Origin of the sequence: Paracidovorax citrulli, from assembly GCF_900100305.1 — a bacterium.
In the GTDB taxonomy this organism is placed as follows: Bacteria; Pseudomonadota; Gammaproteobacteria; order Burkholderiales; family Burkholderiaceae_C; genus Paracidovorax; species Paracidovorax citrulli.
The window spans coordinates 96,031-120,490 of sequence record NZ_FNEY01000008.1 but is presented as its reverse complement, the minus strand read 5'-3'; the positions used below and the strand labels follow the sequence as shown (position 1 = coordinate 120,490).

Here is a 24,460-nt window from a genome sequence, read left to right as displayed (position 1 = left end):
CGCCGCAAGCAGTCCATCAGGACTATGCACTCCAGGGGTTGAGGCAGTCTAACTTCTGGATTCATCATGACACGCGAGCAGAGATGCCCCCACCACGTGCCGACTCAAGCGTTAGTAGCCTCAACCGCAACCTCAATCGCTTTTGCGTGAACCAATGCCTCTACTTCAGCATGAAGGTCCACCGCGCAACCAGGTGCGGAAATTGAGATAACCAAGGAATATCGAGCCCTGTTATTGACACGTCGTTGCCCGGAGTGGGACTTCCACCAGCCCCCCACCGGATATATCGCAATCGCGTCGTGACCCGCCAGTTCAATCGCTCGCCCACGCCAGACGTCACAATGAAGAGAGCCTGCCTGGAATGCTTTTGATCCTAGCAGCCAATAACTAGCCTCCTGCTCGCTTTCTGAGCCATCCTTTTGTTGGCTTGACGAGATGCGATGCTTAAACCGGGCATTCGTCTCGCCTCGCTTCTTCATCTCAAAGCGCAAACCGAAAGAACGGTAGGTCTCAGGTCTAGTCGCCGCCTTACCGGTCAGATTCGGCTCGATGAAGTACGACAGCGTGACCTTCATCGAAACCACTTCATTCTCTAGTTGTTCTAGCGCGCTTTTAGGCCATGGCAAGTCATAGAAATGAACTTGATTAAAGACACCTGTTTTTCCATCGGATCCCAACGCATAAGGCTGGATTTCCGATTGTGCAATTAAGGTGGCATCGTTGGCAGCGGACAAGGTAGCCCGCTCCAGATCTGGAACCCCGTAGCCGACCTCCCGAAGCTGTGCTTGAAACTGCTTTTTTGTACCGGTCTTCCAATGTGCTCCGGTACCGATTAGTTTCTTTCGCATGGGCTCTGTCCATCGGGCGGAATCAACAACAAGTGCGCGAAGTGTTTCCGGCCAGAAGCTAGGCAACGCTGCCTGCAGACGACCTAAGAAATGCCCCGCCATGCCCGTTGCCGCGCTGGTAGCCCACATTGGCACCAATGGCTCATGCGCAACGTTTGAGCCGGTCGACAGCAAAGACACTGAAGGACCCCACTCACAGAAGCCGGACGCATCGGCAAGCATGTTGCCGGCTTCAAACAGCACTTCGGGCTTGATTGGTGTTAAATCGCTGGGCAAGGACTGCGAGCCGCGACTGAAAGGACTTCGATGATTGGCAGGCACCGCTGGCTTAAGTCCTGTAGGAGTGCGGGGAGGTAAATCTTTGCGGGTGAACCCACCAATAGTCAAAGCGTTCCAGCTCTGCGCAGGATCTTCAAGTGGTTGCGATGTGAGCACGTCCGGGATCATGCCGTTTTGTACATTGCCGGTGGCAACGACCAGCAGTCGCTTAGGCCGCTCCAGAGCTGTAGGCACAGCACTAGCCTCACCAGGCATCGAGCCAGAAGCGATTTGGTCAAGCGCACCACTCCAAGTCGACGGACGGTCGGGCGGCAAGTCTTCTGTCGAACATGCGATACAAAATATCCGTTTGGCTCCGGGGCGCTCGATCTCCACCGCACTGACCGCTCCCTGCGTTACCACCCCATAGCTGGGAGGCTTCGTGGGTGGAAATCCACGCGGCGGCAGTAACTTCATCGACTCTGCATCATGCGTAAGAAACACGTAGCGCGAGTCGTTCATGAGTGGCTCGAGATCCCCGTAAAGTACCAAGCCAGCAAGCGGAGTCCCATGGCCGCCGTGAAGGCCATGGTCATCCACGCCCCAAGCCTCATCGTATGACCAAGCGCCGCGAAGCGCAGGGGCAATGAGCGGATGCCGCGCGGAGACTCCGGTGTCGAGCAGGCATACCACGGGAGCACCATCAGTCGCTGGAACTACCCGATCCGCCAAGTCATGCATCCATTGCTGCGGCCCGATGGCCGACCGCCCTTGTGTCAGAAAGGTCTCAATGGTTCCCGTCGCCTGGCGAATATCGGTAATAGCACCTGGCAAGCTCGTGGCAAATGCGGCAATTGTGGCGGCTGCCGCATGCAGGAACAGAACTGCCGTATCAGGAAATAGCAGACGATCCTCATGCACGTCAATCTGCGCCGTGCGAGCCGCAGCCACGATCTGATCGATCTGCACAGTCGGTTGACGAACCCAAAGCTCCCACCACACTATAGCGGGATCGTTTAGGTCCACCGAACCGGTAAACAAAGCCTCGGGGCCTGCGGCATCAACCTGCTCTAGGATTTCAAAGCGGTTGATGTCGGGACGATGGTCTGGATCCGGAGCTCTCCCATATTCGGTAATGCGGTCTTTCAGGAAGGCTCGCGCATCATCCGGAACAAACAAGAGGGCAGATTCGGTTCGGTCGCTGTTGCGTTCCGCCCGAAGTACTACGACATCCTGAACAGGGAAATCGAGCGACGCAGGAATTTTGGCTGCTTGTGCACGGGGACCAGAGGGCGCGATCGTTGTGACTTCGACAACGGTTCCAAGCTTGAGCCCCGGAACAATTCTGCGTGCATCTGTACTTCTTGGCGGTAGGTCACCAAGTGCAGAGCTCAACTGTTCCAGCAATTTAGCCGCGTGAGCAGCATAGTCTCCTCTCAGAGGCTTTCGTTTTTGGTTTCGTGAAGGGTATGTATACGTGCTTGACTCGCGAAAGCGTTCAATCGGGATATGAGGGCGGTTTCTTATATCGAAATCATTAGTCCCTGGCATGTATAGTCCATCCCCCACTTGGTACCGCGATCAATGAATTAATTATGAGCGGAGCGTTGAAATTTTTTCTTGAGTAAACGCCGGTTGTCTAAAGCTTGCCGCAACGCGGCAGGAGACACCTTGGAAACGCCCTCAAGGATGGCGTCCTTGAGGACGGAGTCAGCAGCCCTTACGAGTTCTCCTTGGCTGAGTTCATTCAATGCGGAGTCTAATGATGGCCACGACCGGGCTGAGAATTTGAACCTTCCCATCCTCCGCTCCAAAATGGCCCGTGCAGAGTTTTTGTCAGGCAAGGAATAGTCAACGACCTCGTCGAATCGACGAGCCAACGCTTCATCCAGGATCTCGACGTGATTGGTAGCAGCAAGCACCACACTATCCGTGATATTGGGCTCTTCCATGAATGTCAGCATGGAATTAAGCACGCGGCGGACCTCGCCGATGTCGTTTGGATCGCCGCGGCGCGCGCCGATTGCATCGAACTCGTCGAGGAGATACACACCACGGATCTGTGAAATCTGATCAAACAGCAATCGAAGTTTCGCCGCCGTCTCACCGAGAAAGCGGCTGAACAGGGCTTCTAGACGCACAGTGAACAAAGGCAGACGCAACTCGCCGGCGAGGGCTGATGCCGTCATAGTCTTGCCTGTGCCAGGTGGCCCTACTAACAAGATGCGCGAAGCGGGTATCTGCCCATGCTCCCGAAGCACCTGGCGTCCAGTCTGTTGACGGACGATACGCTCGAGTCGATCTGCGATTTCTTCCGATAGCACCATGTTAGACAAGGTGGTTTTAGGATAGGAGCTCTCGATCAGACTTTGCAGTTCGCCCTTCGGGCGTGTGAGAGGAATAGGTGTTTGACCAGTCGAAACGGAGCCAGCACGGCGTTGGTCGCGCGCTTTCTGCACCAGGCGCTTGAGCTTATCTGCGTCCTCAGCGCGCCCTTGACGCGCTTCTTGTGCCGCTATTTGCAACGCAATGGAGAGCAGTTGCTCTTCGTCTCCATCTACATGAGAGTTCAGGAGAGCCAGAACTTGTTTGGTCGACATGCCCGCCTCCTTTCAAAAGCCCAAAACTGCGTGTTTGCTCGGGTATTTTAGCCTCTCGCACTTGGCGATGCCGAGGCTACTCCGAACGCCTCTTGCTTCAGCCGAATGGCCGGCCAGCGTAGCGCAGCTCGCGGCGGCCATCCGCCTCCAGCTCACGAGAGTTGCGCTTCAATCGCCGACTTGTCGATGACGGACCAGACCCGGGTGATCCTGCGATCGCGAAGCTCGTAGATAGAACACGTTCTTCCACAACACGCCCCTCCTGCCGTTCACGCGCAGGCCCAGGAACTCGCCCCGGGGGCGAGCAGTTGAACCCCAGCCGCCTCCGCACGCAGTCCACATCGGTGACCAGCAAATCCACTTCGTAGCGAAGGTCAGGAATCGTGGCGAACTCGTTTTCCAGCCGGCATGCCACGACATGGCGCAGGCATCGCGCGGAAGGTGTCAGCAAATGCAGGCACTGGCAGGGCCTGAAGGCGGGAAACCCGAGAGCTTCCAGCCTTCGACCGGACACGTGATGAATCCGCCGGGCTACAGCGTGAAACACAAACCATGCTCTGGTGGGGTAAGGGCCGCTGAGCCTTGGTGCAAATAATTTTCCCTTGCAACGGGCGTGCGGTCCGATGTGTCGCAACGAACGATGCAACAGGACGGGCTGCCGCCGGCCCCCCTTACTCCGTAACCCAAGGATTTCCATGAATGCTCTCGCCATGACCCGCCGCGCCGCGGCCCTTGCCCTGACCGCCTGCCTGGCCGCCTGCGGAGGCGGCGGCGGAGGAGACGCCTTCGGTGGCGGAGGAAATGGCGGCGGCGGCGGTGGAGGCGTGGACGGCGGCGGAAGCGGTGGCGGCGGTGGCGGCAATGGCGGGGGCGGCACCACTCCATCCCAGGTCACCGGCCAGTACATCGCCCAGCCCGCCGCCTCCGGCGCTGCGCTGCTGGCCGCCATGAACGACCAGGGCTCGCGCGGCTATGCCTACCTGTCGGCCATGGTGACGGGGGGCAGCGCGCAGAACGACTTCTACGTGACCGACACCGCGCACGCCAGCTCGCGGCTGACCTATGAGACAGTGGCGCAGGCTAACTCGGGCGATGGTCTGGTGGCCCAGCTCAACCAGCAGGGCGCACGCGGCTTCGTCTTCAAGGGGCCCACCATGTCCGGCGACGGCCCGGGCATCAGCCTGCTCACGGTGCGCGACGCGACGCGCGGCGCCACCTACTCCTACGAGCGGCAGGCCATCTCCGGCAGCCTGGGCAGCGATGCCTTCCAGGCCCAGCTGAACGCCGAGGGCGCACGGGGCTTCCGGCTGGTCGGCCCGATCGGCGCGGGCCAGGACAGCTTCAACCTCTACGCCAGGGACTCCAGCGCCACCACCTATTCCTACACCGTGATCCCCGTGTCCGGCTCCGGCGGCATGGCCAGCGGCGACGCGTTGCGCCAGCGGCTGAACGAACAGGGCGCGCAGGGCGGTTTCTACCTGGGCGCGTTCTCGCTGCAGGGTGGCGCCATCGGGCAGGTCTTCGAGAAAAGCTCGGCGCAGAACGGCGCCGTCGAATACGACCTGAGCGCCGTCAACCTGGAGCAGTCGGCGGACCAGAAGCTGGCCGCCATGAACCAGCGTGCCGCGCAAGGCTTCTTCTTCGTGAGCGACCTCTCGACCGACGACGGCAGCACCTACACCCTGTCGGCGCGCAACGCGGCCAGCCTGCGCAGTCCGCTGGTCGGCGTCGCCTTCCCGAATTGAGGCAATGCTGAAAAAGCCCCTCGCGCGCGGCGCAGTGCGGGGGGCTTATCCACCCCTGCGCGTGATCCGCCGGATCGCGTCGTAGATCTCCTCCTCCGCGTCCACGGGTTCCACCTCCCCTGCCAGTGCCGCGAAGGACACCGCCTCGGCCACCCCCAGCATGGCGCGCATCGCGGCCTGCTTCAAAGGCTTCTTCGCAAAAGGCTCGAGCGCGTGGCGGCACTTGTCCATGAAGAGGGTTTCATGCGCCTTCTTCAAGGCGTCCAGCTCGGGTGAGCCCGCCAGCGCCGCGCTCACGCCCGGCATTTCCCGGCCCATGGTCATGACGCACCCGACGTAGCTCGCGGCGATGACCTGGGCCACCGCCGGAAGCGTCCTGGTACAGGCGGCGAGGGCCTCGTCCAGCCGCGCATGCTGCCTGCCGTCGTACTCCTCGTAGAGCGCCGCCAGCAGACCGTTGCGCGTCCCGAAATGGTCATAGACGACGGGCTTGGTCACGCCCGCGCGCTCGGCCAGATGGCCCAGCGTGAGCGCATCGCTGCCTTCGCTGCGCACGATGGACCACGCGACATCCAGCAACTGGCGCTGCCGGGCCTCCTTGGGCAGGCGCCGCTGGATCGCACGGCCTGCGTCCGGCTTCTTCGGATGGCTTGACATGGTTAACCTACCAAAAGTAGTTTGCAGTGCTAATATACGAATGGTAATTTAACTTCGCCACAAGGATGTCCCATGCACGCCCTCATCGTCGTCAGCCACCCCGATCCCCGGTCGCTCACCCATGCCGTCGCGCGCTCGTTTGCCGAGGGCGTCGAAGCGCCCGGCCAGCACACCACGGAGGTGGCGGACATTGCGGCAGAGGGGTTCCAGCCTGCATTCAACCCTGCGGACCGGGCCACGTTCTTCATGAAGGCGTCCGCCCCGCCCGACGTTCTGCGCGAGCAGGAGCGTATCGACCGGTCCGATGCGCTGGTGCTTGTCTATCCTGTTTACTGGTGGTCGTTTCCAGGGCAGCTCAAGGGCTGGATCGACCGCGTTTTCTCCAACGGGTGGGCCTACTCGCAAACGCCGGAAGGTGCCATCGAGAAGCGGCTCGGGCGTCTTGCGGTCCACCTGCTCGGCATCGGAGGTGCCGACGAGGGAACGTATGCGCGGCACGGCTACGGCAAGGCGCTGCGCACGCAGATCGATCATGGCATCTTCGACTACTGCGGCGCCAGGGTGGCCACTTCCACGATCCTCCATGGCACCGACGGCGCGAGCGCTGCATCCCACATCGCCACCGCGCGTGAACTGGGTCGCAACGCGTTCGCGCGTCAGGACGCCGCAGGCGGGCACCCGGCGCCTGAAATCGGAGGCAAGTTCGGGCAGGGGGATCGCGGAGCAACGCTGGAGCAGTAACGCCTCGGCCCCGGGCCTGCGGCGAGGCCCGGATCATTCCAACGGCAAGGTCAATTGGAAAACGGTGCCATGTTCGTCCGAGCGAACGACCGTCAATGTACCGTTGTGCTTCTCTGCCACCATCCGGGAGAAAGCGAGGCCCACGCCCCAACCCGTTCTGCCCTGGTGATTCTGCCCCCGCGTGAAGGGCTCGAAGATCCTGCTCCAGTCGCTTTGCGGAATGGGAGGCCCTGAGTTGTGAACCAGCAACTGGACGTGCGTGGCCGAGCTCTGGATGGAGCACTCGATGACGGTGCCGGGGTTGCCATACTTGAGGGCATTGAGCAGCAGATTCTCGACCACCCGGAAAATGGCATCGGCATCCCAATGGCCGGTGCCATGGCCTTCTATGGTGACCCGTTCCTCGAGAACGGCCAGGTTCTCGCTCACCACCTCGTCAATGACGCTGTGCAGGTCCACGAGGGACTTGTTGGCCGCCATCTCTTTTCCGCTGTCCAACGCGATCTTGTCCAGCGATGCCTTGAGCATCCTGTCCAGGCGCTTGTGACTGCGCTGGAGCCTCGCGAGCAGGCCGGCGAATTTCGGGTCGTCGTTCAGCTTCGCCAGCAGGTTGGCCGCAAGCATCGCGGTTTGAAGGGGGTTTCTCAAGTCATGCGTCACGGCGGCGGCAAATGTCTGGCGCAGCCTTTCTTTTTCCAGGTTGGAATTCTCTGTCGCCTGTTCGGCCCTGTCGGCGGCAATCGCCAGGGCCCATAACGTCCCGCCCAAGGCCGCCAGCGCGGACCAGCACAGGAGCATGATGGCCGTTTCGGCGTCGATGACGTGCGCGCGCAGGCTTTCCAGCACGGCGGCACTGGCCACCAGCACACAGGCAGCGCCCGTCAGCAGCATTTTCAGGCCCGGCCTGCCTGTGGCGCCCCCCGACGACAGCGAAGCGGCAATCCCGCTGTGCCGACATGCCAGAAGACCGCTGATGGCCAGAGAGACAAAGCAGATGATCGTGGGAATCGAAACCCCTGTGCCCGGCAGATATCGGTACAGGACACTGAGCGGCACAAGATGCCCCAGCCCCAACAGCACGGAGGCCAGCAAAAGACCGACGGCGACGAGCTGGCCTTCGACGAAAAGTCGCCTGCCTATCATGGCCGATGATGTACCGGTCAACAGGAACATGAGCCCGGTGAGTGCCGAAGACCAGATTCCCGAAGGCAGCTCGATATCTGCCGCGAATGCCGTTGCGCGAGCGATCAGGATGGCGACGCCACCCATTGCCACCAATATGCCGAAAATCCACGATATGGCGCCTTTCAGCGGAGACGCCAGCACCGCCACCACGCCCAGCAACACCATGACAGCCGTCATCACGGAAAGAGGCGGCCGGCCTGCCGCGAGGCTGGTGAGGGATTGCTGATTGGTCAGCCACCCCACCAGCGACAGGATGCTGATGGCGGAGGCCAGCGCCGCAAAACCAGTGTGTGCGTTGGAGAGGCTCCTGTCCCTGGTTTCAGCGGCTGATGACATCGCGGTTTCCACGTGGAAATATCAAGCTCCGAGGAGGCTTCGCCGGATTTTCAGCGGCGGCTCGCCCGGCACGGCCCCGGAACCACGGGGCGCATCCGGTCCTCCGACCACGTGTCGTCGAGAGGCAGGGCCCATAGCCCGGTTATCCACACCCCGGTGATCTATCGGCTCCCGGCAGGCGCCTGATTCATCCGGTCTTCATTGGTCGAGCTGCGTGCGCCCTTGAGATGCATTTCGACATCGGCGCCCTTCGTCCCCACCTGGGCGACGGCATCTCTCAACTGGCTCTCGGTGGTATCCAGTTCCCGAACCCATCGCGCGACGGAATCGGGATCATCGAGGTTCACAAGGTCCGGCTTGCCTGCGGATGACTGCATATTCACTCCTGGTCTGGTTGACGACTTGGCGAGATACAAGAGTAAGTGGCCCCGTGTACCCCCGCTGTAGGCCGATGCACCATCAGGGAAGGCAGACAGGGCCGTGCAACGACCACGCCCCTGCGGGCACCGCCCGACAGTTCGCGCTCCACCAGGCACGCAGGCACGACGGCAACCCCATCCCGGCCTTCGCGGCGATGATCCGGTGCATCGCCAGGTCGAACCCCGGCCCGGGGCGCTCCTGCGCACCGGCAACGGCCCTGCGGAAGGCGGGCGCGGCCTGCACAACCCCGGGTATGACTTCAATGGCATCCTGCCCTACGGGGCGGCCTTCTGGTGCCAGCTGGCGGAGCGGTTCCCGCGGTGGGCCCGGACGCCATCCCGCCGCCGGTGGCCCGGGCTACTTCAGCCGCGGCTGCACGATGATCTTCACCGCCGACTCATTGTCGTGGATCCAGGGCATGGGCAAGGTGCGCGAGCGCCTGGTGGTCCTGCTGGACCTGGACCGCGCCTTTTCCGCGCAGGCCCTGGCTGAACTGGCCCGGCTGCCGGCCGATACGACCGAGCCCCGCCGACACTCCCACTGCCCGGCCACGCCCGCCCCGGAATGACCCCACCTGACCTGACCCCGCCCGGCACGTTCCCATCCGGGGAGGAGCCGCCCGCGGCCGCCTGTTCGATCCTCGTCGTGGACGACAGCGCGACGCAGCGGCAGCATGCCGTGCGGCTCTGCCACGCCCTGGGGGCCGGGCAGGTACGGGAGGCGCGCCACGGCCGCGAGGCCTGGACTCCGTCCAGTCGCTGGGCACGTCGGTCGTGCGCGCGCTGCACAAGCCGCTGGCAAGCAGCGATCTGCAGGCGATCCTGCGGGAGGTGCCGTCTCCGCCAGCGCCCGCCGCCGACCGGCGCCGCGCCCCCCGCATGCCGATCGACGCGGCGATGCTCGAGCAGGCCATCCGGGGCGGAGGCATCACGCCCCACTTCCAGCCGAAAGTGGACACCCGGACCGGCATGCTGCGAGGTGTCGAGGCCCTGGCGCGCTGGAACCATCCGGTCCTGGGCATGGTGCCGCCGGACGAATTCATTCCGCTGGCCGAACGCGTGGGGCTCATCCACGAGTTGACGCTGGCCATGATGGAGCGCAGCTTCCTGCAGTGCGCCGCCTGGCAATCGCGCGGCATGCGGCTCACGCTGGCCATCAACCTGTCTCCGCAGTTGCTGGCCTCGCCGGACATCGTGAACCAGATCTGCGCGCAGCAGATGCGGTACGGCCTGGCGCCTTCGCAACTGATGCTGGAGGTCGCCGAGGGATCGATGGTGGAAACCTGCAGCGCCGCCCACTCTGCGCTGGTACGCCTGCGGCTCAAGGGGTTCGGTTTGTCCATCGATGACTACGGCACCGGTTTCTCCTCGCTGCGGCAGCTGTCGCGCATTCCCTTCACCGAACTCAAGATAGACCGCTCGTTCGTGCACGGCGCCCATCGCCGGAAAAGCCTGCGGGTGATCCTGGAATCGGCGCTGGACCTCGCACGGGGACTCAACCTCACCACCGTGGCCGAGGGCGTGGAGCACATGGAGGACTGGCGGCTGCTGCAGGATTTCGGCTGCACCAGCGCCCAGGGATGGCTGATCGCCAAGGCGATGCCCGGCGAGGACCTGCACTCCTGGAACCGGACCCACCGGTCGCGCCTGGACTCCCTGCGGCTTAGCTGACCACCGTCCCCCCATGCCAAACAGAACCATCTCCGATCGCGACTACGGGCATTTCCAGCGCTTCATCTTCGATGCGGCCGGCATCACGCTGTCCCCGGCGAAGAAAGCCCTCGTCTGCGGGCGCCTGGCCAAGCGCCTGCACGCGACCCGGATGGCGGGGTACGCGGAATACTTCGCGCTGCTGCAAAGCGGCCAGGATCCCGCCGAAGTGCAGATGGCGATCGACCTGCTCACCACCAACGAAACCTATTTCTTCCGCGAAGCACGGCATTTCGAGCTGCTGCGCAGCGCCGCGCAACAGCCCGGCGGCGCCTCGCCCTTCCGCGTGTGGAGCGCCGCCAGTTCCAGCGGCGAAGAGGCCTACAGCATCGCCATGGTCCTGGCGGACTGCCGCGGCGGCCAGGCATTCGAGGTGGTGGGCACCGACATCAGCACGCGCATGCTGGACAAGGCCCGCACCGGCCACTACCCCGAGCAGCGCGCCCGCCAGATTCCCCAACCCTACCTGCGGCGCTTCTGCCTGAAGGGCCAGGGGCCCCAGGCGGGAACGCTGCTGGTGGCGCGCGAACTGCGCCAGAAGGTGCGCTTCCTCCACGCCAACCTGAACACGAAACTCCCCGACCTGGGCAGCTTCGACGTCGTGTTCCTGCGCAACGTGATGATCTACTTCAACGGCGACACCAAGCGCGACGTGGTGGCCCGCGTGATCTCGTTCATCCGCCCGGGCGGGTACCTCTATATCGGCCACTCGGAGAGCCTGCACGGCATCGACGCCGCCATGGAGCAGGTCGCGCCCTCGGTCTACCGCAAGCCATGACGACCGGAGCCGCGCGTGCCGACGTCTTACAGGCCCATGGACGTCTTTCTGCAGCCGGGGGAATACTTCGTGGGTGACGACACCATGCGGCTGCGCACCATGCTGGGCTCCTGCGTAGCGATCACGCTGTGGCATCCCGCGCGCCGCATCGGCGCCATGTCGCATTTCCTGCTGGCCGACCGCGGCCGCCCCGCCCGGCCCGGCGAACTGGACGGCCGCTATGGAGACGAGGCGCTGGAGCTGATGGTGCGCGGCCTGCGGCGCCAGCGCGTACCCATCGCCGAATGCGAGGCCAAGATCTTCGGTGGCGGCAACATGTTTCCCACCCGCCCGCGGTCCGTGATGGACGCCGTCGGCACCCGCAACGGCCACGCGGCGCGGCACCTGCTGGCCGGTCGGGGCATCGGGGTCCGCAGCGAACATCTTTTCGGCGACGGCCACCGGCAGGTGGTATTCGACGTCGCCAGCGGCGCGGTCTGGGTCCGCCAGATCCCCCGGCCGCACTGCAGTCGCCGCAGCCGGCTGCCCCACCAGCGCTTCACAGCAGACGCAACATCCCATGAAACCCATCCAAGTCATCGTCGTGGACGATTCCGCCGTCGTGCGCCAGGTACTCACCGGCCTGCTCGGGGAGGCCCCCGGCATCGAGGTGCTGTACGCGGCAGCCGACCCGTTGCTGGCCATGGAGCGCATGAAGCACCAGTGGCCGGACGTGATCCTGCTGGACGTCGAGATGCCGCGCATGGACGGCATCACCTTCCTGCGCAAGATCATGGCCGAGCGCCCCACGCCCGTCGTCATCTGCTCCACGCTCACGGAAAAAGGCGCCAGGACCACCATGGAGGCGCTCGCCGCCGGCGCGGTGGCCATCGTGACCAAACCCCGGCTGGGCCTCAAGACCTTCCTGACCGAGTCCGCGGACGAACTGGTCTCCACCGTACGCGCCGCGGCACGCGCCAACGTACGGCGCCTGGCCCGCCGGGCCGGGGACCCCGCCGTGCCGCCCGCACCCACCGGCAAGAACACCGCCGACGCCATCCTGCCGCCCGGCGCGGGCCGCGCGATGACCCAGACCACCGAGCGCGTGGTGGCCATCGGCACCTCCACGGGCGGCACGCAGGCGCTGGAAGAAGTGCTCACCGCCCTGCCCCGCGTGTGCCCCGGCATCGTCATCGTGCAGCACATGCCGGAAAAATTCACCGCCGCCTTCGCCAGCCGCCTCGACGGCCTCTGCCGCATCGCCGTCAAGGAAGCGGAGAACAACGACCGCGTGGTGCCGGGCCGCGCGCTGATCGCCCCCGGCGGGCGCCACATGCTGCTGCGCCGCAGCGGCGCGCAGTACCACGTGGAAGTGGTGGACGGCCCGCTCGTCAACCGCCACCGCCCGTCGGTGGACGTGCTCTTCCGCTCCGTGGCCAAGTGCGCGGGTGCCAACGCCCACGGCATCATCATGACCGGCATGGGCGACGACGGCGCCGCCGGCCTGCTGGAGATGCATCAGGCCGGCGCCCGCACCACCGCCCAGGACGAAGAGAGCTGCGTGGTCTTCGGCATGCCGAAGGAGGCGATCAAGCGGGGGGGCGTGGACAAGGTCCTGCCGCTGTCGGCGATCTGGCGGGAGATCGGGGGGGTGTAGCGGGAGGAGACCCGCCGCCAGAAGCCGGACGGCGGATCGTCAGCTCCCGCCGCTGGAGCACGCGGCATCGGTCGCGGACGTCGGCTTGCAGACGCGCACGCGGCCCGTCTTGAAGATGACAACCCGTCGCGTCTGCTCCAGCAGCGCCGCATCGGAAAGATCGTTGCGCGCGATTTCCAGGGTGACGTTGCCGAAATCCTTCACATAACCTGAAGAGTTGAAGGTGATGGAGGGGGTATCGCCTGTCGCGGTGCCTGTACCGGTCACGGAAAAATAAGACGCCAGCGCCGGTTGCGTTGACACCACCAGGTCCTTGGCCGCGTCGAAGGAACCATTGCCATCGATATCCACGAATGCGGTCCACCCTCCTCCCCATGAACTGCCCGTGGTGGGAACCAACCCCGCGTTCATGTTGCGCTTCATGGCCTCCGTGCGGGCCGAATTGACGCTCGCAAGCAGCCCGTTGGCGGCGGAGGTCAGTTCGGAATTGCGCTGGAAGCTCACGAAGCTCGGGATGCCGATGCGCAGCAGCACGGCCACCAGCGCCATCGTCACCATGAGCTCGATCAGGGTGAACCCCCGGTGCCGCCTGGCAATCCTGGGGCCCTGGCTGGCCTGCGATCCGCAGTGCAGATTATTCCTCATGGCCAGCACAGCTTGGGATTGGTGCTGCTGGCCGTGCCCGTACACGACTTGACCCCCGTACTGGTGAGAGAGAGATCACCCACGGCAGGGTCCGACTTGACCGGGCTGGCCACCACCTTGACACAGTCCGACAGCGTCAGGGTGCTGCTGCAGGTCGTGGCCGACAGCTGGTAGCTGGCCGAGCCGAGGCTTTCTCCCGCATACGTCTTGAAAGGCACGGTGAAGGATGCCGCGATACCGCAAGCCGTATTCGCCGTGGCGGTCGCAGTGCCTCCGCTGTTGCTGAATCCGAGGTAGCAATTGCGCTGCGTCAGGAATCGCTCCTGCTGCTGCATCAGCTCCGCCAGAGCCGTGCGCGCCTGGGCCCTCCGCCCCTTGAGCACGGAGTCGGTATAGGCGGGGTAAGCTACCGCAGCCAGGATGCCGACCACCGCCACAACGATCATCAGCTCCAGCAGGGAAAAACCACGGTTTGAACGATGGACTGTCATGGAGTAGTCGTCGCTTTCTTCCGGAGTTCCCGGTAGTCATAGATTTGTCGCCAACTGAGCCGGCCGACCACTTCCTGCACCTGGCTGCTCTTGCCTTCGGAGACGCCCGAGGAGCCGGACTGCAGGCTGCGCTTCATGATCGTGCGCACGGCTTGACCGCTGTTATCGTAATTGGTCACCGTGGAGCTGGCGGTATCTTCGATGACCACGAAGGCGCTCAAGAGCCCCACCTGAGAATCCGCGGTGCTGCCGTTCCCCGCCGTGACGTCCATCGTGTACTGGCGTCCGGAACCTGAATTGGTGCTGCAAGAGCCCGCTGCCCCGATATCGCCGGGGATCACCGTGCTGAAGGCCACATTCAACCCCCCGAGGTCCGTGAAACCGCTGACGGACCGCTCGCCGGAACTCGGCAGATCGATGTACCAACCGGCCCTCTGGGTGGTATCGCCATCGCTAACGGGACGACCCCACTTGAAACTGGCGACGCTCACCGTTCGCGCAGAGGTATCCACCGTCCCGGCGGCCATCCTGCCCCGTCCGGAAATGGCCGCAGCAGGCGTGTCGGAATCGACCGTTGAAGAGCCGTTGTCGTAGAGGGCATACACGCTTTGGGTGTTGGTGGAAGTCCGGTCGGATGCCTCCAGATACTTGCCTGTGCCGATCAATACGTAGAAAGTCTCTTTACCGTTCACGATCGGACCGGTGAAGAGCTGGGGCGCCGAGGTGATCGGCTGCGTCTTACCCGAAGTGTCCTTGGCGATGAAGAACGGATACGGTGTTCCGCTGGCACCGAAACTGCTCAGGTTGGCGACCGTCCAGTTGTTGGTTGTCTTGTAGCCGTATGTGCACGAAGTGTCGTCAGCCCCGGTCTTGGTACAAGTGAAGTCCAGTTTCCACACCTTGCCATGCAGGTCACCAGCATAGATCTGTGTCACTTCGCCGCCACGGGCGTAGAGTGGAGTGAAGTTCGCCATGCCGGTGGCCACGGTGGCCGCCAGACTCGTGTCCACAGGGAAAATCAACTTGAAGTAGTTGGTCCCTTCCACCCAAGCAGCGCCGGTTGCCTTGTCCAGTGCCAGCAGGAACAACGCAGGACGGCCGCCACCCCCGCCGTTGTCGAATGTGCTGGTGTAGTTGTCCGCACCGCTGGCCACCACTGCAAACCAGCGGTAGGTATCGGCGCCGGTCCGGAATTTCAGGATCTGCGGACGCCCGACCACGAAGCCCATATCCGCGTCGTCGGCCCCGGTGAACTCCCACATCGCATTGCCGACAGCGAAACTTTCCGGCTTGGAAACATCGAGCGCGAAAACGCCCCGGCCTCCCGCGCCCGTTCCGGAAACGAGCACCGTCTTCCAGTCCGACCTGCTTCCAGCGCCTGCGGTGAAGGCAACCTGTGCTTCGCCGACGGCCGACGGCGCATCCACGTAAGCCTGGTGGTTGTTCACATAGGTCGGCGCCGTCAGTGCGGAGAGCTTTGGGCCCATCCAGCTCGGGATGTAGGCAAATAGTTCGTCCCCCGCAGTGATTCCATTGCCAGGGTCGGTCTTGGCCGCGAACGCATGCAGCATGCCGTCGTTCGCACCGGCGAATACGACGGGAGCACGGCTGGCGTTCTCAGCCTTGAACAAGGCGTAGCTGTTACCCGTGAATGCAGTTGCCGGCGGGCCGGAGAATGTGACGCCGGAATTCACGATATCCCCCAGCAATTCCGTACGGACCCGGAACTGTGCACCGGAGCCTTCATTCGTGCGCACGCCGCGCAGGTAATTCAACCGGTCCGGACCCAACGAGTCTGCCGTAGCGCCCGGAGATGCCTTGCTCAAGGACGCTTGCATCGGCTTGCCATCGATACCGGCCCACGTGAACTCCGTCGCGGCTTGCCGGCTGCCATGGCCCGCGAATATCTTGCGGTCCGCTGCATTTTTGAGCTTGAGGCGCGCAGCGGCGCTCCACGTAGGGGTCGTCGCTACGGCCAGGCGGGCCGATGCGCCCGTCCCGGTTCGCGTGATCTGCTCCGCGATCACATCGCCCGTCCAGGAGGCCACATCGAATTTCGCGGAATACAGAAAATTGTCGGTACTCGCTTGGACGTTCGAAAGCGAAGCACTTCCCGCGATGCTTCGGGCACTGCCGCTGGCACTTTCAAAGATGGCCTGAAATGCAGCCAGCACTCCGCGCGCATCGCTTTGCAGATAGTAAGTGGACGCTTCTCCTGCGGCACCGGGCTTCTGCCATACGTTATTGTCCGGTTTGTCATCACTTCTGGCCTGGCTTCGGAACGGATTGCCGTAGCTGTTGAACGGCACATCAGATTTCTCAGGATCGGGGGATGTGGAAGTGAATCCCCCATATTTGGCAGCCATGAAGAACTGGTTGCTCCTCCTGCGCACATTCGCATCGTTCTGCCGGCCATATTCGTTCACGTCGAAGAGGAAAGTCTTCACACGCAACCCCGGACGCTGCTTGGCAGGTGCGGCGGTCCAACGCCTGCCACGGATGTCCTGTGTATGTGCCCAGTAGGCATAACCCATGATCTGGCTGGTCTGGCTGTTTGAAGGAACGCTCGTATTGGCAGCATTGGGGTTGGACGATGTGCGCGTCACCCCTTGACCGTCAATATATCTGGTAGCCACCCCTTTTTCAAAGTTCTGGACCAGTGTATGCCAAGTACGGAAGTTGGTGACATTGTTGGCGGGATCATCGGCCGATGGAATGTTGCGCCAATTACCATCATGGGTATTGATATCCCCGATCACCACCACGTTGCTGCGCACGCATGAATAGTCTTCCGAAGGAGACCGCGATCCACCATAGGGATCGATATTGGTCCAGTCCGCATAGACGGGGTAGCCATCGTACAAGGCATTGCTGGCGGATGGCGTGCCCAGGTTTGAAACGGCATCTCCTGTCGGCGGAAGGCCCTGCATATAACGCAGCGTCTGGTAATAGAGCTCACCCACAGGGTCGAATTTCTTGTATCGTCCAGGAACGGGCCCGGTGCGACCGAACTGATTCAGGTAGTTGATCACCCCACTGACGCCAAAAACCGTGTCAGATTCTGGATTTTTCCGAAAAATACCGGTATTGATATCCCACTCGGCCTTGGCGTTCGTGGAGGTTTCCTCCCTGCCGAGCTCATCGAATTTCTTCTGGCCTACGTATTTCATCGGCGCCCGCAACACCCCACCATAACGACCGTTGTCATAACTGGCGGTCTGGTCCATGAGATATCCGAACGCGGATAGCCGAAGCTGGTCGGAATACTTCTGGATCACACCCTCGGGCTTGTAGTTCCCATTCGGATACTGGCGGCACAGTCCGTAATCCCGGACATCCTGCAGAGCATCCCCGGATTTGTTGCACACCTGCACCCGGGAGTAAAAGAAGCCGTCGGAATTGAGCGTCGTGCTTGGAGGCTGCCATGTGCCCGTGTAAGGGCGCGTATAGCAACTCTTGCTCGAACCGGGCGCGGGATCCCCAATCACCAGGAAATTGCAATTGATGCCGTTGGAAGCGGGAACGACGGCCCAGTTCTGGAGCCGGTTTCGAGGGTTTGGGGGAATGCCAAACCATACTTCGCGCACGCCAGTGAAGTTGCACATTGCGCCTTCCACCGTGCACAGCACGGCATCGCTGGGCAAGGGCTTGTTGTTCTGATAGTCGGTCGTGCCACGGCTCTGTGCCGTGGTAGGTGCCCCGAGCGTGTATCCACTGGTGTCCGAGCAGGATCCCGTAGCGGAAGACCCCGCCCGAAAGTACACCCGGTTCAGCGTATTGGCCACCCAGATGTCGCTGCCGTTGGCGCCGGTGATCATGGCAGCCGGAACAGCCCCCCAATAGGAGTTCGCCCCTCCTCCATCCTTCGCCAGCCGTTTCGCCGGGAAATTGTTCGAGTTCCACATGCAGGTGGGGTCCCCGTTCGGCAATACCGCCCGCTGCAGGATAGTCAGCGTCGAGGTATCCACATAGCGGTCGCCGCCTGAAAGCGCGAGGCGCAGCATGTCCACGGCAGAATTGGTGGCCCAGTTCAGGAAATTGCCGCTGAACGCATCGCTGCACTTGCGGTTGGTGGCCTTTCCGATGGGATCGAAGCGCTTGTAGTCGGCACTTGTTCTTCCACTTTCCGGCGTTTCGGTCGGCGCATCGTTGTATCGATAGCAGCTTTCCGCATCGTAATAGCCGAGGTATTCCTTGGTGTTGGCATAAGAGTCGTCGCTGTTCGTGTCGGGCACATTGACATACTGCGCGCCCACCGTAGGGAACTCCACCGACAGCGCCAGGGCCATCGTGGGCTTGTCCTTCACGTTCACCGCGTACAGCGGGTCGCTGGACAGATTGATCGGCGGCGTGGTGACGGGAGAGCCCGTCCCCATCGCCATAAACGATGTTCCCAACGCGGCGAGGCCTGCCAGGATGGCCACGGCCCCGACGAAGGGCTTGTTGATGAAGCCCCGCTGGCGCGGGGAGGGCCGGAGGAATGGACTCTGGGAGTTCATGGCGGGCTCAGTTTCTGTAGACGATCTGCAGTACGCCCTGGGTGGAGGCACTGGGGCCGAATCCCATGGCGGTCACGCGGTAGATGTATTTGCGGTCCTTGGGCGCCGTGGTGCGGGCGTCTGTGGGGTCTTCGACCAGTTCGATCACGTAGCGCGGCGGCGCAGCGGGCTGCAGGCCAGCCTGACCCGACGGAAACGCACGCCCGGTAAACGTGCCGAAAGCCACGGACTGGGGATTGGTGGATGCCGCCAGATCCACCGTCAGCCATGCAGGCGCCGCCCCGGACGGGGAATAGCACAGGCCCAGGTTCTTGGCGTCCCGATCGCCGCCGCAACCCGGAAGAAATTTCCCGACGTCCGTGCTGCCGCGCTTGAACACTTCCCCACGCTTGGTCACCGTGGAGGCATCGGGTTTGCCCAGGATGTCCAGTTCCGCATCGATGAGCGCCGCCTCCGCGGACTGCCACGCCACCTGCTTGTCGCGGTCGTTGCGGGTCGAGCGCTCGCCCATCATCGAGATCTGGATGCCCGCCACGCCCAGGATGGATACCACTACCAGGATCAGCAGGACGACGATCAGCGACATGCCTGCCTCTGCCTGGCGACGGGAAACCACGCCCCATACTTGGTCTTCGAGGTGAGAACGGGACATCATTCAGGCTCCCGCTGGTTGTTGCGCAAATGCACTGTGAAGGTGACCACCTGCCGCAACCGGCCGTCCGCCGTCGGTGTGAATACGGTGCCGGGGTCGTTGGTGGCATCGGCAAACATGCTGCCGACGCTCCCCCCGCTCGACCCTTTCGCGGTGCCCAGGGGATAGAAAGTCTGGGATGTACGGTCCACGGCCGAGTTCGGAGCGCCCCGCAATACCATGCCAATGCGGATGCTGCGCACACGGCGCCAGTTCGCGGCCGACACCAATGGGTTCGACACCGTGATCTGGTCGGCGCGCAGGAAGCGGTCCTGCACGCTGTCCGCTGTCGAAGCCGCGGGCATCGTGGCATTGTTGGCGGAAATGCCGTCAACGCCGTAGAGCACCTGGAAATTTTCGACGCCGGAGATCAGGGGAAGCGGGTCGGATTTGGTGAGAGCTTCTGTCCCGGGATCGCGCATCCAGGTCGTACACATCAGCGCCGGCTCGCCGTCGTTGCTGATCGCGACATGCAGCACGCTTGTCACCCGGTCATAGCGGTCCTTCGCACCGACCTGGGGCGTGTTGCCGGAGCAGTCGATCATGCCCTTATCCGTCTTGGCGGCCTCGCTGTTGGACGTCGCGGGCTGAAAACGCAGCACGAGCACGTCGCTTCCATACCCCACACTGCCCGATGTGCGGTTCGTGCTCGCTTCATACCAGTTATCAGCGGATGCGCGCGCCTTGTTGTTGAACCCATAGACGAAGGTATTAGGCACCGCCGACGGATCGATCCCGGTGGTGCTGGCACTTTGTTCGTAGGCGGCATGGAACAGGTCGCGGTAGCCCGCCTGCACACCCAGGCGCTGGACCATGTCTTCCACGAAGCGGGCGTTGTCGCGCAGTTGCGATGCGGCATCGACGTTGTTGAAGCCCTGCCGGGCGACCACGAGACTCACCGCCGCGGCCAGCACGATCAGCAGGCTGATGACCATGGCGACCATCAGCTCCACGAGCGTGAGGCCGTTCTGCCGTAACCGGCGGGTCACGGGATGGGAAAAGCGAGTCATAGCGAAGGGGCTTCCACCGGGTTGCCGCTCGTGACGGGAAACACCACGTAGGGATAGCTGCCGCTGGCCGTGGCGGTTTCCACGCCGTCACTGGTGGCAGACGCGCGCAGCGTGGATTTGCGGGTCCAACCGATCTTGACGACCGCCACCTCATCCACGCCAGCGGCTCCAGGAGTGCAGTCCCATCGCGGCATGCCGTTGCTGTCGTAGGGCGCCTTGTCGAAACAGATGACCACCCGCGCTCCGGGCAGGGCCGCATCCAGCCGCGTAAGCCAATCGGTCAGTTCCGCACGCGCCACAGCCGTCCCATCCGCGCACGCGGACGACGAGGCCACGCCCAGGCAATAATTGGCGGTAGCCGGGCTCAACGGGCTCTGCAGATTGATGAGATACGGATTCAAACTGGCATCGCTCTTGATGGCAATTTGGTTGTTTCCCCGCATCAGTTCAGTCATCTCCCGCGCCAGGTTGGCCGCCTGGGCCTGCAGGCGGGCCTCCCGGGTCGATTGCAGCGCGAAGGCCTGCACCCCGACCAGCCCCAGGATGCCGAACGAGAGCACCACGATCGACACCAGCACCTCCACCAGGGTAAACCCTGACTCCCTGCGCCGTGGCGATGCGTCTCCCGTCCGCCAGCGCGAACGTAAGGAGTACAACAAACTGTTATGGTCCATGCCGGAATCTTAGGCCGGCCGCTTTCCGCTGGCGATGCCGTTCGGCGGGCCTATCCGACCAGTCGGCGCAAAATACCGGGATGTCCGTGCCCTCCGCTCCTGCCTCCCCCGCCGATTTGATGCAGCTTGCGCTCCAGCTGGCAGAAGACGGGCTCTACAGGACCTCCCCCAATCCCCGCGTGGGATGCGTGCTGGTGAACGCCGGCCAGCAGATCATCGGCCAGGGATCGACACAGCGCGCCGGTGGGCCCCACGCAGAAGTGATGGCGTTGCGCGATGCCCGGGCCCGGGGCCATGCCACGCACGGCGCCACTGCCTACGTCACCCTGGAGCCCTGCTCCCACCACGGCCGCACGGGCCCCTGCTGCGATGCGCTGGTGGAAGCAGGCATCGCCCGCGTGGTCGCCTCGCTGGCCGATCCCAATCCGCTGGTGGCGGGACAGGGTTTCGAGCGTCTCCGGGGAGCGGGCGTACAAGTCGAAGTAGGCCCGGGCGCCGCGGCGTCGCGGGAACTCAACATCGGCTTCTTCAGCCGCATGCAGCGCGGCCTGCCCTGGGTGCGCATGAAGGCAGCCACGTCGCTGGATGGATTCACCGCACTGCCCGACGGCACCAGCCAGTGGATCACTTCGCCCGAAGCGCGCGCCGACGGGCACGCGTGGCGCGCCCGCGCCTGTGCCGTGCTCACCGGCATCGGCACCATCCTTGCGGACGATCCCCGGCTGGATGTGCGGGAGGCCGAGACGCCACGCCAGCCCCATCTGGCCATCATCGACAGCCATCTTCAGACACCGCCAGGCGCCCGCTTCTTCGAAGTGCCCCAGCGCCAGATACTGATCTACACGGCCAGTGCCGATTCTGCGAAGGCAGCAGTTCTGCAGGACCGCGGCGCACAGGTCATCGCCGCGCCGATGGCAGGCGACGGGCACATCGACCTGCATTGGGTGCTGCAGGACCTGGCGCGCCAGCGCAGCGTGAACGAACTGCACGTGGAAGCAGGTGCCCGGCTCAACGGCGCGCTCGTGCGTGCCCGGCTGGTGGACGAGATCCTGCTGTACATGGCGCCCACGCTGCTCGGAGCCGGCCGTGGCATGGCGCAATGGGGCCCGCCGGGCACGCTGGCCGGGGCCCATGCGATGGCATGGCAGGACATCGATCGGGTCGGTGCCGATCTGCGCATCATCGCGCGGGGAGCGGGGCGGGACGTTTTCTGAACGTCCGCCAGAGCCGATCCGGGCCTTCGGGTGAACGCGGTATCAGACAGCCGCGAGCTCATGGCCTGAGCGGCGCCGAAAGCTCCCGTGCATGGACCTCGTGGGCCAGCGTGGCCGCTGCAGCCCGGATCTCCCCCGCCAGTCGGTCGGCGCGACGAGGAGATCCCCATGCGCCCAGGGCGATGCGGTGGCGGCCGCATGCGATGCACAACCCGGAACGTTCCGCGCGGTGGCGGCCAGGCACGCACTCGACACGGCACCAGGCGGCCGGGAACCGGTAATGCTGCTCCTGTGCGCCGCGGAGACAGCAAATCTCCAATTCTCCGTTGTCGAGCAGGACGATGAGGTCGCCGTCCAGGGCATGCCGGGCTCCGCTCCAGCAGGCACCGGCCAGCCCGGCGACCAGCAGCAAATAGAAGACGGCGATCGGCCAGTAGCCCGCCGCGCCGAAGGCAGCGGCGAAGCACAGCATCAGGCCGGCCGTGCCCAGGAACACGGCGCCGTATTGCGCGGGTGTGAGCGAAGGACTGCGGGCGAGCCTCCAGTGCCGGACCGGCAGGGGTGCGGCGCCGGCAGGCCGGGCCCTCACCTCCGCCTCGGCCATCACGCCACCACCCGCGTGGCGCTGGCATCCAGCCGCGGCGGCGTGACGAAGGTGTGCATCGGCGCCGGTGACGGCACTTCCCACTCCAGCCCCTCTGCCCCTTCCCACGGCCGTGCGCCGGCCGGCGCGCCGCGGTGGCGCAGCGCCGGCAGCAGCACGGCGAAGAGGAAGTACACCTGGGAGAAGCCGAAAACGATGGCCGCGACGCTGGTCAGTGCGTGGAAATCGGTGAACTGCGCCGCGTAGTCCACGTACCGCCGCGGCATGCCGGCCAGTCCCAGGAAATGCATGGGGAAGAAAGTGACGTTCAGCGAGACGATCGACGTCCAGAAATGCCACTGGCCGCGCCGCTCGGAGTACATCACGCCCGTCCATTTGGGCACCCAGTAGTAGTAGCCCGCGAACATCGCGAAGAGCGACCCGGCGACCAGTACGTAGTGGAAGTGCGCCACCACGAAATAGGTGTCGTGGTATTGCAGGTCGAGCGGCGCGATGGAGAGCATGACGCCGCTCAGGCCGCCGATGCTGAAGACGAAGATGAAGCCCACCGCGAACAGCATCGGGGTCTCGAAGGTCATGGAGCCGCGCCACATGGTGGCGGTCCAGTTGAAGACCTTCACGGCGGTGGGCACGGCCACGAGCATGGTGGCGTACATGAAGAACAGCTGGCCGGTCACGGGCATGCCGGTGGCGAACATGTGGTGCGCCCAGACGATGAACGACAGGATGGCGATGGCCGCGAGCGCATACACCATGGAGCTGTAGCCGAAGAGCTTCTTGCGCGCGAAGGTGGGGATGACGTGGCTCACGATGCCGAAGGCCGGCAGGATCATGATGTACACCTCCGGATGCCCGAAGAACCAGAAGATGTGCTGGTAGAGCACCGGGTCGCCGCCGCCCGATGCGTTGAAGAAGGTGGTGCCGAAGTGCCGGTCGGTGAGCGTCATGGTGATGGCGCCCGCGAGCACGGGCATCACCGCGATGAGCAGGTAGGCGGTGATCAGCCAGGACCAGCAGAACAGCGGCATCTTCATGAGCGTCATGCCCGGCGCACGCATGTTGAGGATGGTCACGATGATGTTGATCGCGCCCATGATGGAGCTCGCGCCCATGAGGTGGATCGCGAAGATCGCCATGTCCATGCCCGGCCCCATCTGCAGGGTGAGCGGCGCGTAGAGGGTCCAGCCGGCGGCCACGGCACCGCCCGTGGTGAAGAACGAGCCGAGCAGCAGCAGCCCCGCGAAGAACAGCAGCCAGAAGCTGAAATTGTTCATGCGCGCGAAGGCCATGTCGGACGCGCCGATCTGCAGCGGGATCATCCAGTTCGCGAAGCCCACGAACGCCGGCATGATCGCGCCGAACACCATGACCAGGCCGTGCATGGTGACCAGCTGGTTGTAGGTCTCCGGGTTGAGAATCTGCAGGCCCGGCTGCAGCAGTTCGAGCCGGATCAGCATGGCGAACACGCCCCCGACCATGAACATCGCGAAGCTGAACAGCAGGTACAGCGTGCCGATGTCCTTGTGGCTGGTGGCGTTCAGCCAGCGGCGCCAGCCCGTCGGCACGGGGCCGTGCGCTTCGGAATGGGTGCCGTGGTGTCCGTCGCCGTGCCCGCTGGCCGGGATAGCGGCGGCCCCGGCCACCGCTGCGGCAGCAGCAGGGCCCGGCGCCTGCACGGTGCCGGAAGGAGGCACGGCGGAATGCGTCATGGTGCGGGGT

At 63.8% G+C, this 24,460-nt stretch carries 20 protein-coding genes and 1 pseudogene; 8 read left to right on the top strand and 13 right to left on the bottom strand.

All coding sequences use genetic code 11. The features are described from left to right. Nucleotides 1–104: 104 nt before the first annotated feature. Nucleotides 105–2,513 carry a S8 family peptidase gene (locus BLR99_RS07860; protein ID WP_198403723.1) on the bottom strand — a complete coding sequence of 803 codons (2,409 nt, stop codon included), beginning with the start codon at nucleotides 2,511–2,513 and terminating at the stop codon, nucleotides 105–107. Between the two features lie 182 nt (nucleotides 2,514–2,695). Next, a complete protein-coding gene (locus tag BLR99_RS07855) occupies nucleotides 2,696–3,706 on the bottom strand; it encodes an AAA family ATPase (protein ID WP_011796587.1) in 1,011 nt (336 codons plus the stop codon). Between the two features lie 695 nt (nucleotides 3,707–4,401). Between BLR99_RS07855 and BLR99_RS07845 the strand changes: the two genes are divergently transcribed. Beyond that, a complete protein-coding gene (locus BLR99_RS07845; protein WP_074686998.1) occupies nucleotides 4,402–5,451 on the top strand; it encodes a hypothetical protein in 1,050 nt (349 codons plus the stop codon). Nucleotides 5,452–5,496: 45 nt separating this feature from the next. On the opposite strand, the gene BLR99_RS07840 is transcribed toward BLR99_RS07845, so the two are convergent. Next, nucleotides 5,497–6,108, bottom strand: coding sequence for a TetR/AcrR family transcriptional regulator (locus BLR99_RS07840; protein WP_017438464.1), 612 nt, complete (start codon nucleotides 6,106–6,108; stop codon nucleotides 5,497–5,499). 72 nt (nucleotides 6,109–6,180) lie between these two features. Here BLR99_RS07840 and BLR99_RS07835 point away from each other — a divergent pair, with 72 nt between their 5' ends. Then, on the top strand, nucleotides 6,181–6,849 hold the full coding sequence (locus BLR99_RS07835; protein WP_074686996.1) for an NAD(P)H-dependent oxidoreductase: 669 nt from the start codon (nucleotides 6,181–6,183) through the stop codon (nucleotides 6,847–6,849). A gap of 33 nt (nucleotides 6,850–6,882) precedes the next feature. Here the strand turns inward: BLR99_RS07835 and BLR99_RS07830 are convergent, their stop codons facing one another. Further along, nucleotides 6,883–8,370, bottom strand: coding sequence for a sensor histidine kinase (locus BLR99_RS07830; RefSeq protein WP_074686994.1), 1,488 nt, complete (start codon nucleotides 8,368–8,370; stop codon nucleotides 6,883–6,885). 161 nt (nucleotides 8,371–8,531) lie between these two features. Beyond that, nucleotides 8,532–8,747, bottom strand: coding sequence for a DUF3606 domain-containing protein (locus BLR99_RS07825; protein ID WP_011796592.1), 216 nt, complete (start codon nucleotides 8,745–8,747; stop codon nucleotides 8,532–8,534). Between the two features lie 422 nt (nucleotides 8,748–9,169). On the opposite strand from BLR99_RS07825, the gene BLR99_RS23050 reads away from it, so the two are divergent. From BLR99_RS23050 to BLR99_RS07800, 5 genes and pseudogenes are all read left to right on the top strand, one after another. Next, nucleotides 9,170–9,358, top strand: a complete 189-nt coding sequence (locus BLR99_RS23050) for a hypothetical protein (protein WP_041827540.1) — start codon at nucleotides 9,170–9,172, stop codon at nucleotides 9,356–9,358. A gap of 205 nt (nucleotides 9,359–9,563) precedes the next feature. Next, complete coding sequence (locus BLR99_RS07815) at nucleotides 9,564–10,460, top strand: EAL domain-containing protein (protein WP_011796594.1); 897 nt, start codon at nucleotides 9,564–9,566, stop codon at nucleotides 10,458–10,460. A gap of 13 nt (nucleotides 10,461–10,473) precedes the next feature. After that, nucleotides 10,474–11,277 carry a CheR family methyltransferase gene (locus BLR99_RS07810; RefSeq protein WP_011796595.1) on the top strand — a complete coding sequence of 268 codons (804 nt, stop codon included), beginning with the start codon at nucleotides 10,474–10,476 and terminating at the stop codon, nucleotides 11,275–11,277. A 36-nt stretch (nucleotides 11,278–11,313) separates the two neighbouring features. Then, a pseudogene (locus tag BLR99_RS23655) lies at nucleotides 11,314–11,706 on the top strand (chemotaxis protein CheD); the annotation flags it as partial. A gap of 130 nt (nucleotides 11,707–11,836) precedes the next feature. Continuing rightward, the gene (locus BLR99_RS07800) at nucleotides 11,837–12,913 is read left to right on the top strand and encodes a protein-glutamate methylesterase/protein-glutamine glutaminase (protein ID WP_011796596.1); all 1,077 of its coding nucleotides are present in this window, start codon (nucleotides 11,837–11,839) and stop codon (nucleotides 12,911–12,913) included. Nucleotides 12,914–12,952: 39 nt separating this feature from the next. On the opposite strand, the gene BLR99_RS07795 is transcribed toward BLR99_RS07800, so the two are convergent. Genes BLR99_RS07795 through pilV form a run of 6 tightly spaced genes read right to left on the bottom strand, consistent with a single transcriptional unit; the run spans nucleotide 12,953 to nucleotide 20,923 of the window. Continuing rightward, on the bottom strand, nucleotides 12,953–13,558 hold the full coding sequence (locus BLR99_RS07795; protein WP_011796597.1) for a GspH/FimT family pseudopilin: 606 nt from the start codon (nucleotides 13,556–13,558) through the stop codon (nucleotides 12,953–12,955). Beyond that, on the bottom strand, nucleotides 13,555–14,049 hold the full coding sequence (locus BLR99_RS07790) for a type IV pilin protein (protein WP_011796598.1): 495 nt from the start codon (nucleotides 14,047–14,049) through the stop codon (nucleotides 13,555–13,557). The genes BLR99_RS07795 and BLR99_RS07790 overlap by 4 nt, the downstream gene beginning before the upstream one ends. Beyond that, complete coding sequence (locus BLR99_RS07785; RefSeq protein ID WP_011796599.1) at nucleotides 14,046–18,548, bottom strand: pilus assembly protein; 4,503 nt, start codon at nucleotides 18,546–18,548, stop codon at nucleotides 14,046–14,048. The genes BLR99_RS07790 and BLR99_RS07785 overlap by 4 nt, the downstream gene beginning before the upstream one ends. Nucleotides 18,549–18,555: 7 nt before the next feature. Continuing rightward, the gene (locus tag BLR99_RS07780; RefSeq protein ID WP_011796600.1) at nucleotides 18,556–19,203 is read right to left on the bottom strand and encodes a pilus assembly PilX family protein; all 648 of its coding nucleotides are present in this window, start codon (nucleotides 19,201–19,203) and stop codon (nucleotides 18,556–18,558) included. Then, nucleotides 19,200–20,249 carry a PilW family protein gene (locus tag BLR99_RS07775; RefSeq protein WP_011796601.1) on the bottom strand — a complete coding sequence of 350 codons (1,050 nt, stop codon included), beginning with the start codon at nucleotides 20,247–20,249 and terminating at the stop codon, nucleotides 19,200–19,202. Before BLR99_RS07775 ends, BLR99_RS07780 begins: the two co-directional genes overlap by 4 nt. After that, nucleotides 20,246–20,923 (bottom strand): type IV pilus modification protein PilV, encoded by a 678-nt coding sequence (gene pilV / locus BLR99_RS07770; RefSeq protein WP_011796602.1) that lies wholly within the window; start codon nucleotides 20,921–20,923, stop codon nucleotides 20,246–20,248. The genes BLR99_RS07775 and pilV overlap by 4 nt, the downstream gene beginning before the upstream one ends. An 80-nt stretch (nucleotides 20,924–21,003) precedes the next feature. Here pilV and ribD point away from each other — a divergent pair, with 80 nt between their 5' ends. Then, nucleotides 21,004–22,137, top strand: coding sequence for a bifunctional diaminohydroxyphosphoribosylaminopyrimidine deaminase/5-amino-6-(5-phosphoribosylamino)uracil reductase RibD (ribD, locus tag BLR99_RS07765; protein ID WP_011796603.1), 1,134 nt, complete (start codon nucleotides 21,004–21,006; stop codon nucleotides 22,135–22,137). A gap of 58 nt (nucleotides 22,138–22,195) precedes the next feature. Here the strand turns inward: ribD and BLR99_RS07760 are convergent, their stop codons facing one another. Together BLR99_RS07760 and ctaD are read right to left on the bottom strand one after the other, a co-directional pair. Next, nucleotides 22,196–22,741 carry a DUF2244 domain-containing protein gene (locus BLR99_RS07760; protein ID WP_011796604.1) on the bottom strand — a complete coding sequence of 182 codons (546 nt, stop codon included), beginning with the start codon at nucleotides 22,739–22,741 and terminating at the stop codon, nucleotides 22,196–22,198. After that, nucleotides 22,741–24,450: a cytochrome c oxidase subunit I gene (gene ctaD, locus BLR99_RS07755; RefSeq protein WP_011796605.1), complete on the bottom strand. Its 1,710-nt coding sequence runs from the start codon at nucleotides 24,448–24,450 to the stop codon at nucleotides 22,741–22,743. The genes BLR99_RS07760 and ctaD overlap by 1 nt, the downstream gene beginning before the upstream one ends. Nucleotides 24,451–24,460 lie beyond the last annotated feature (10 nt).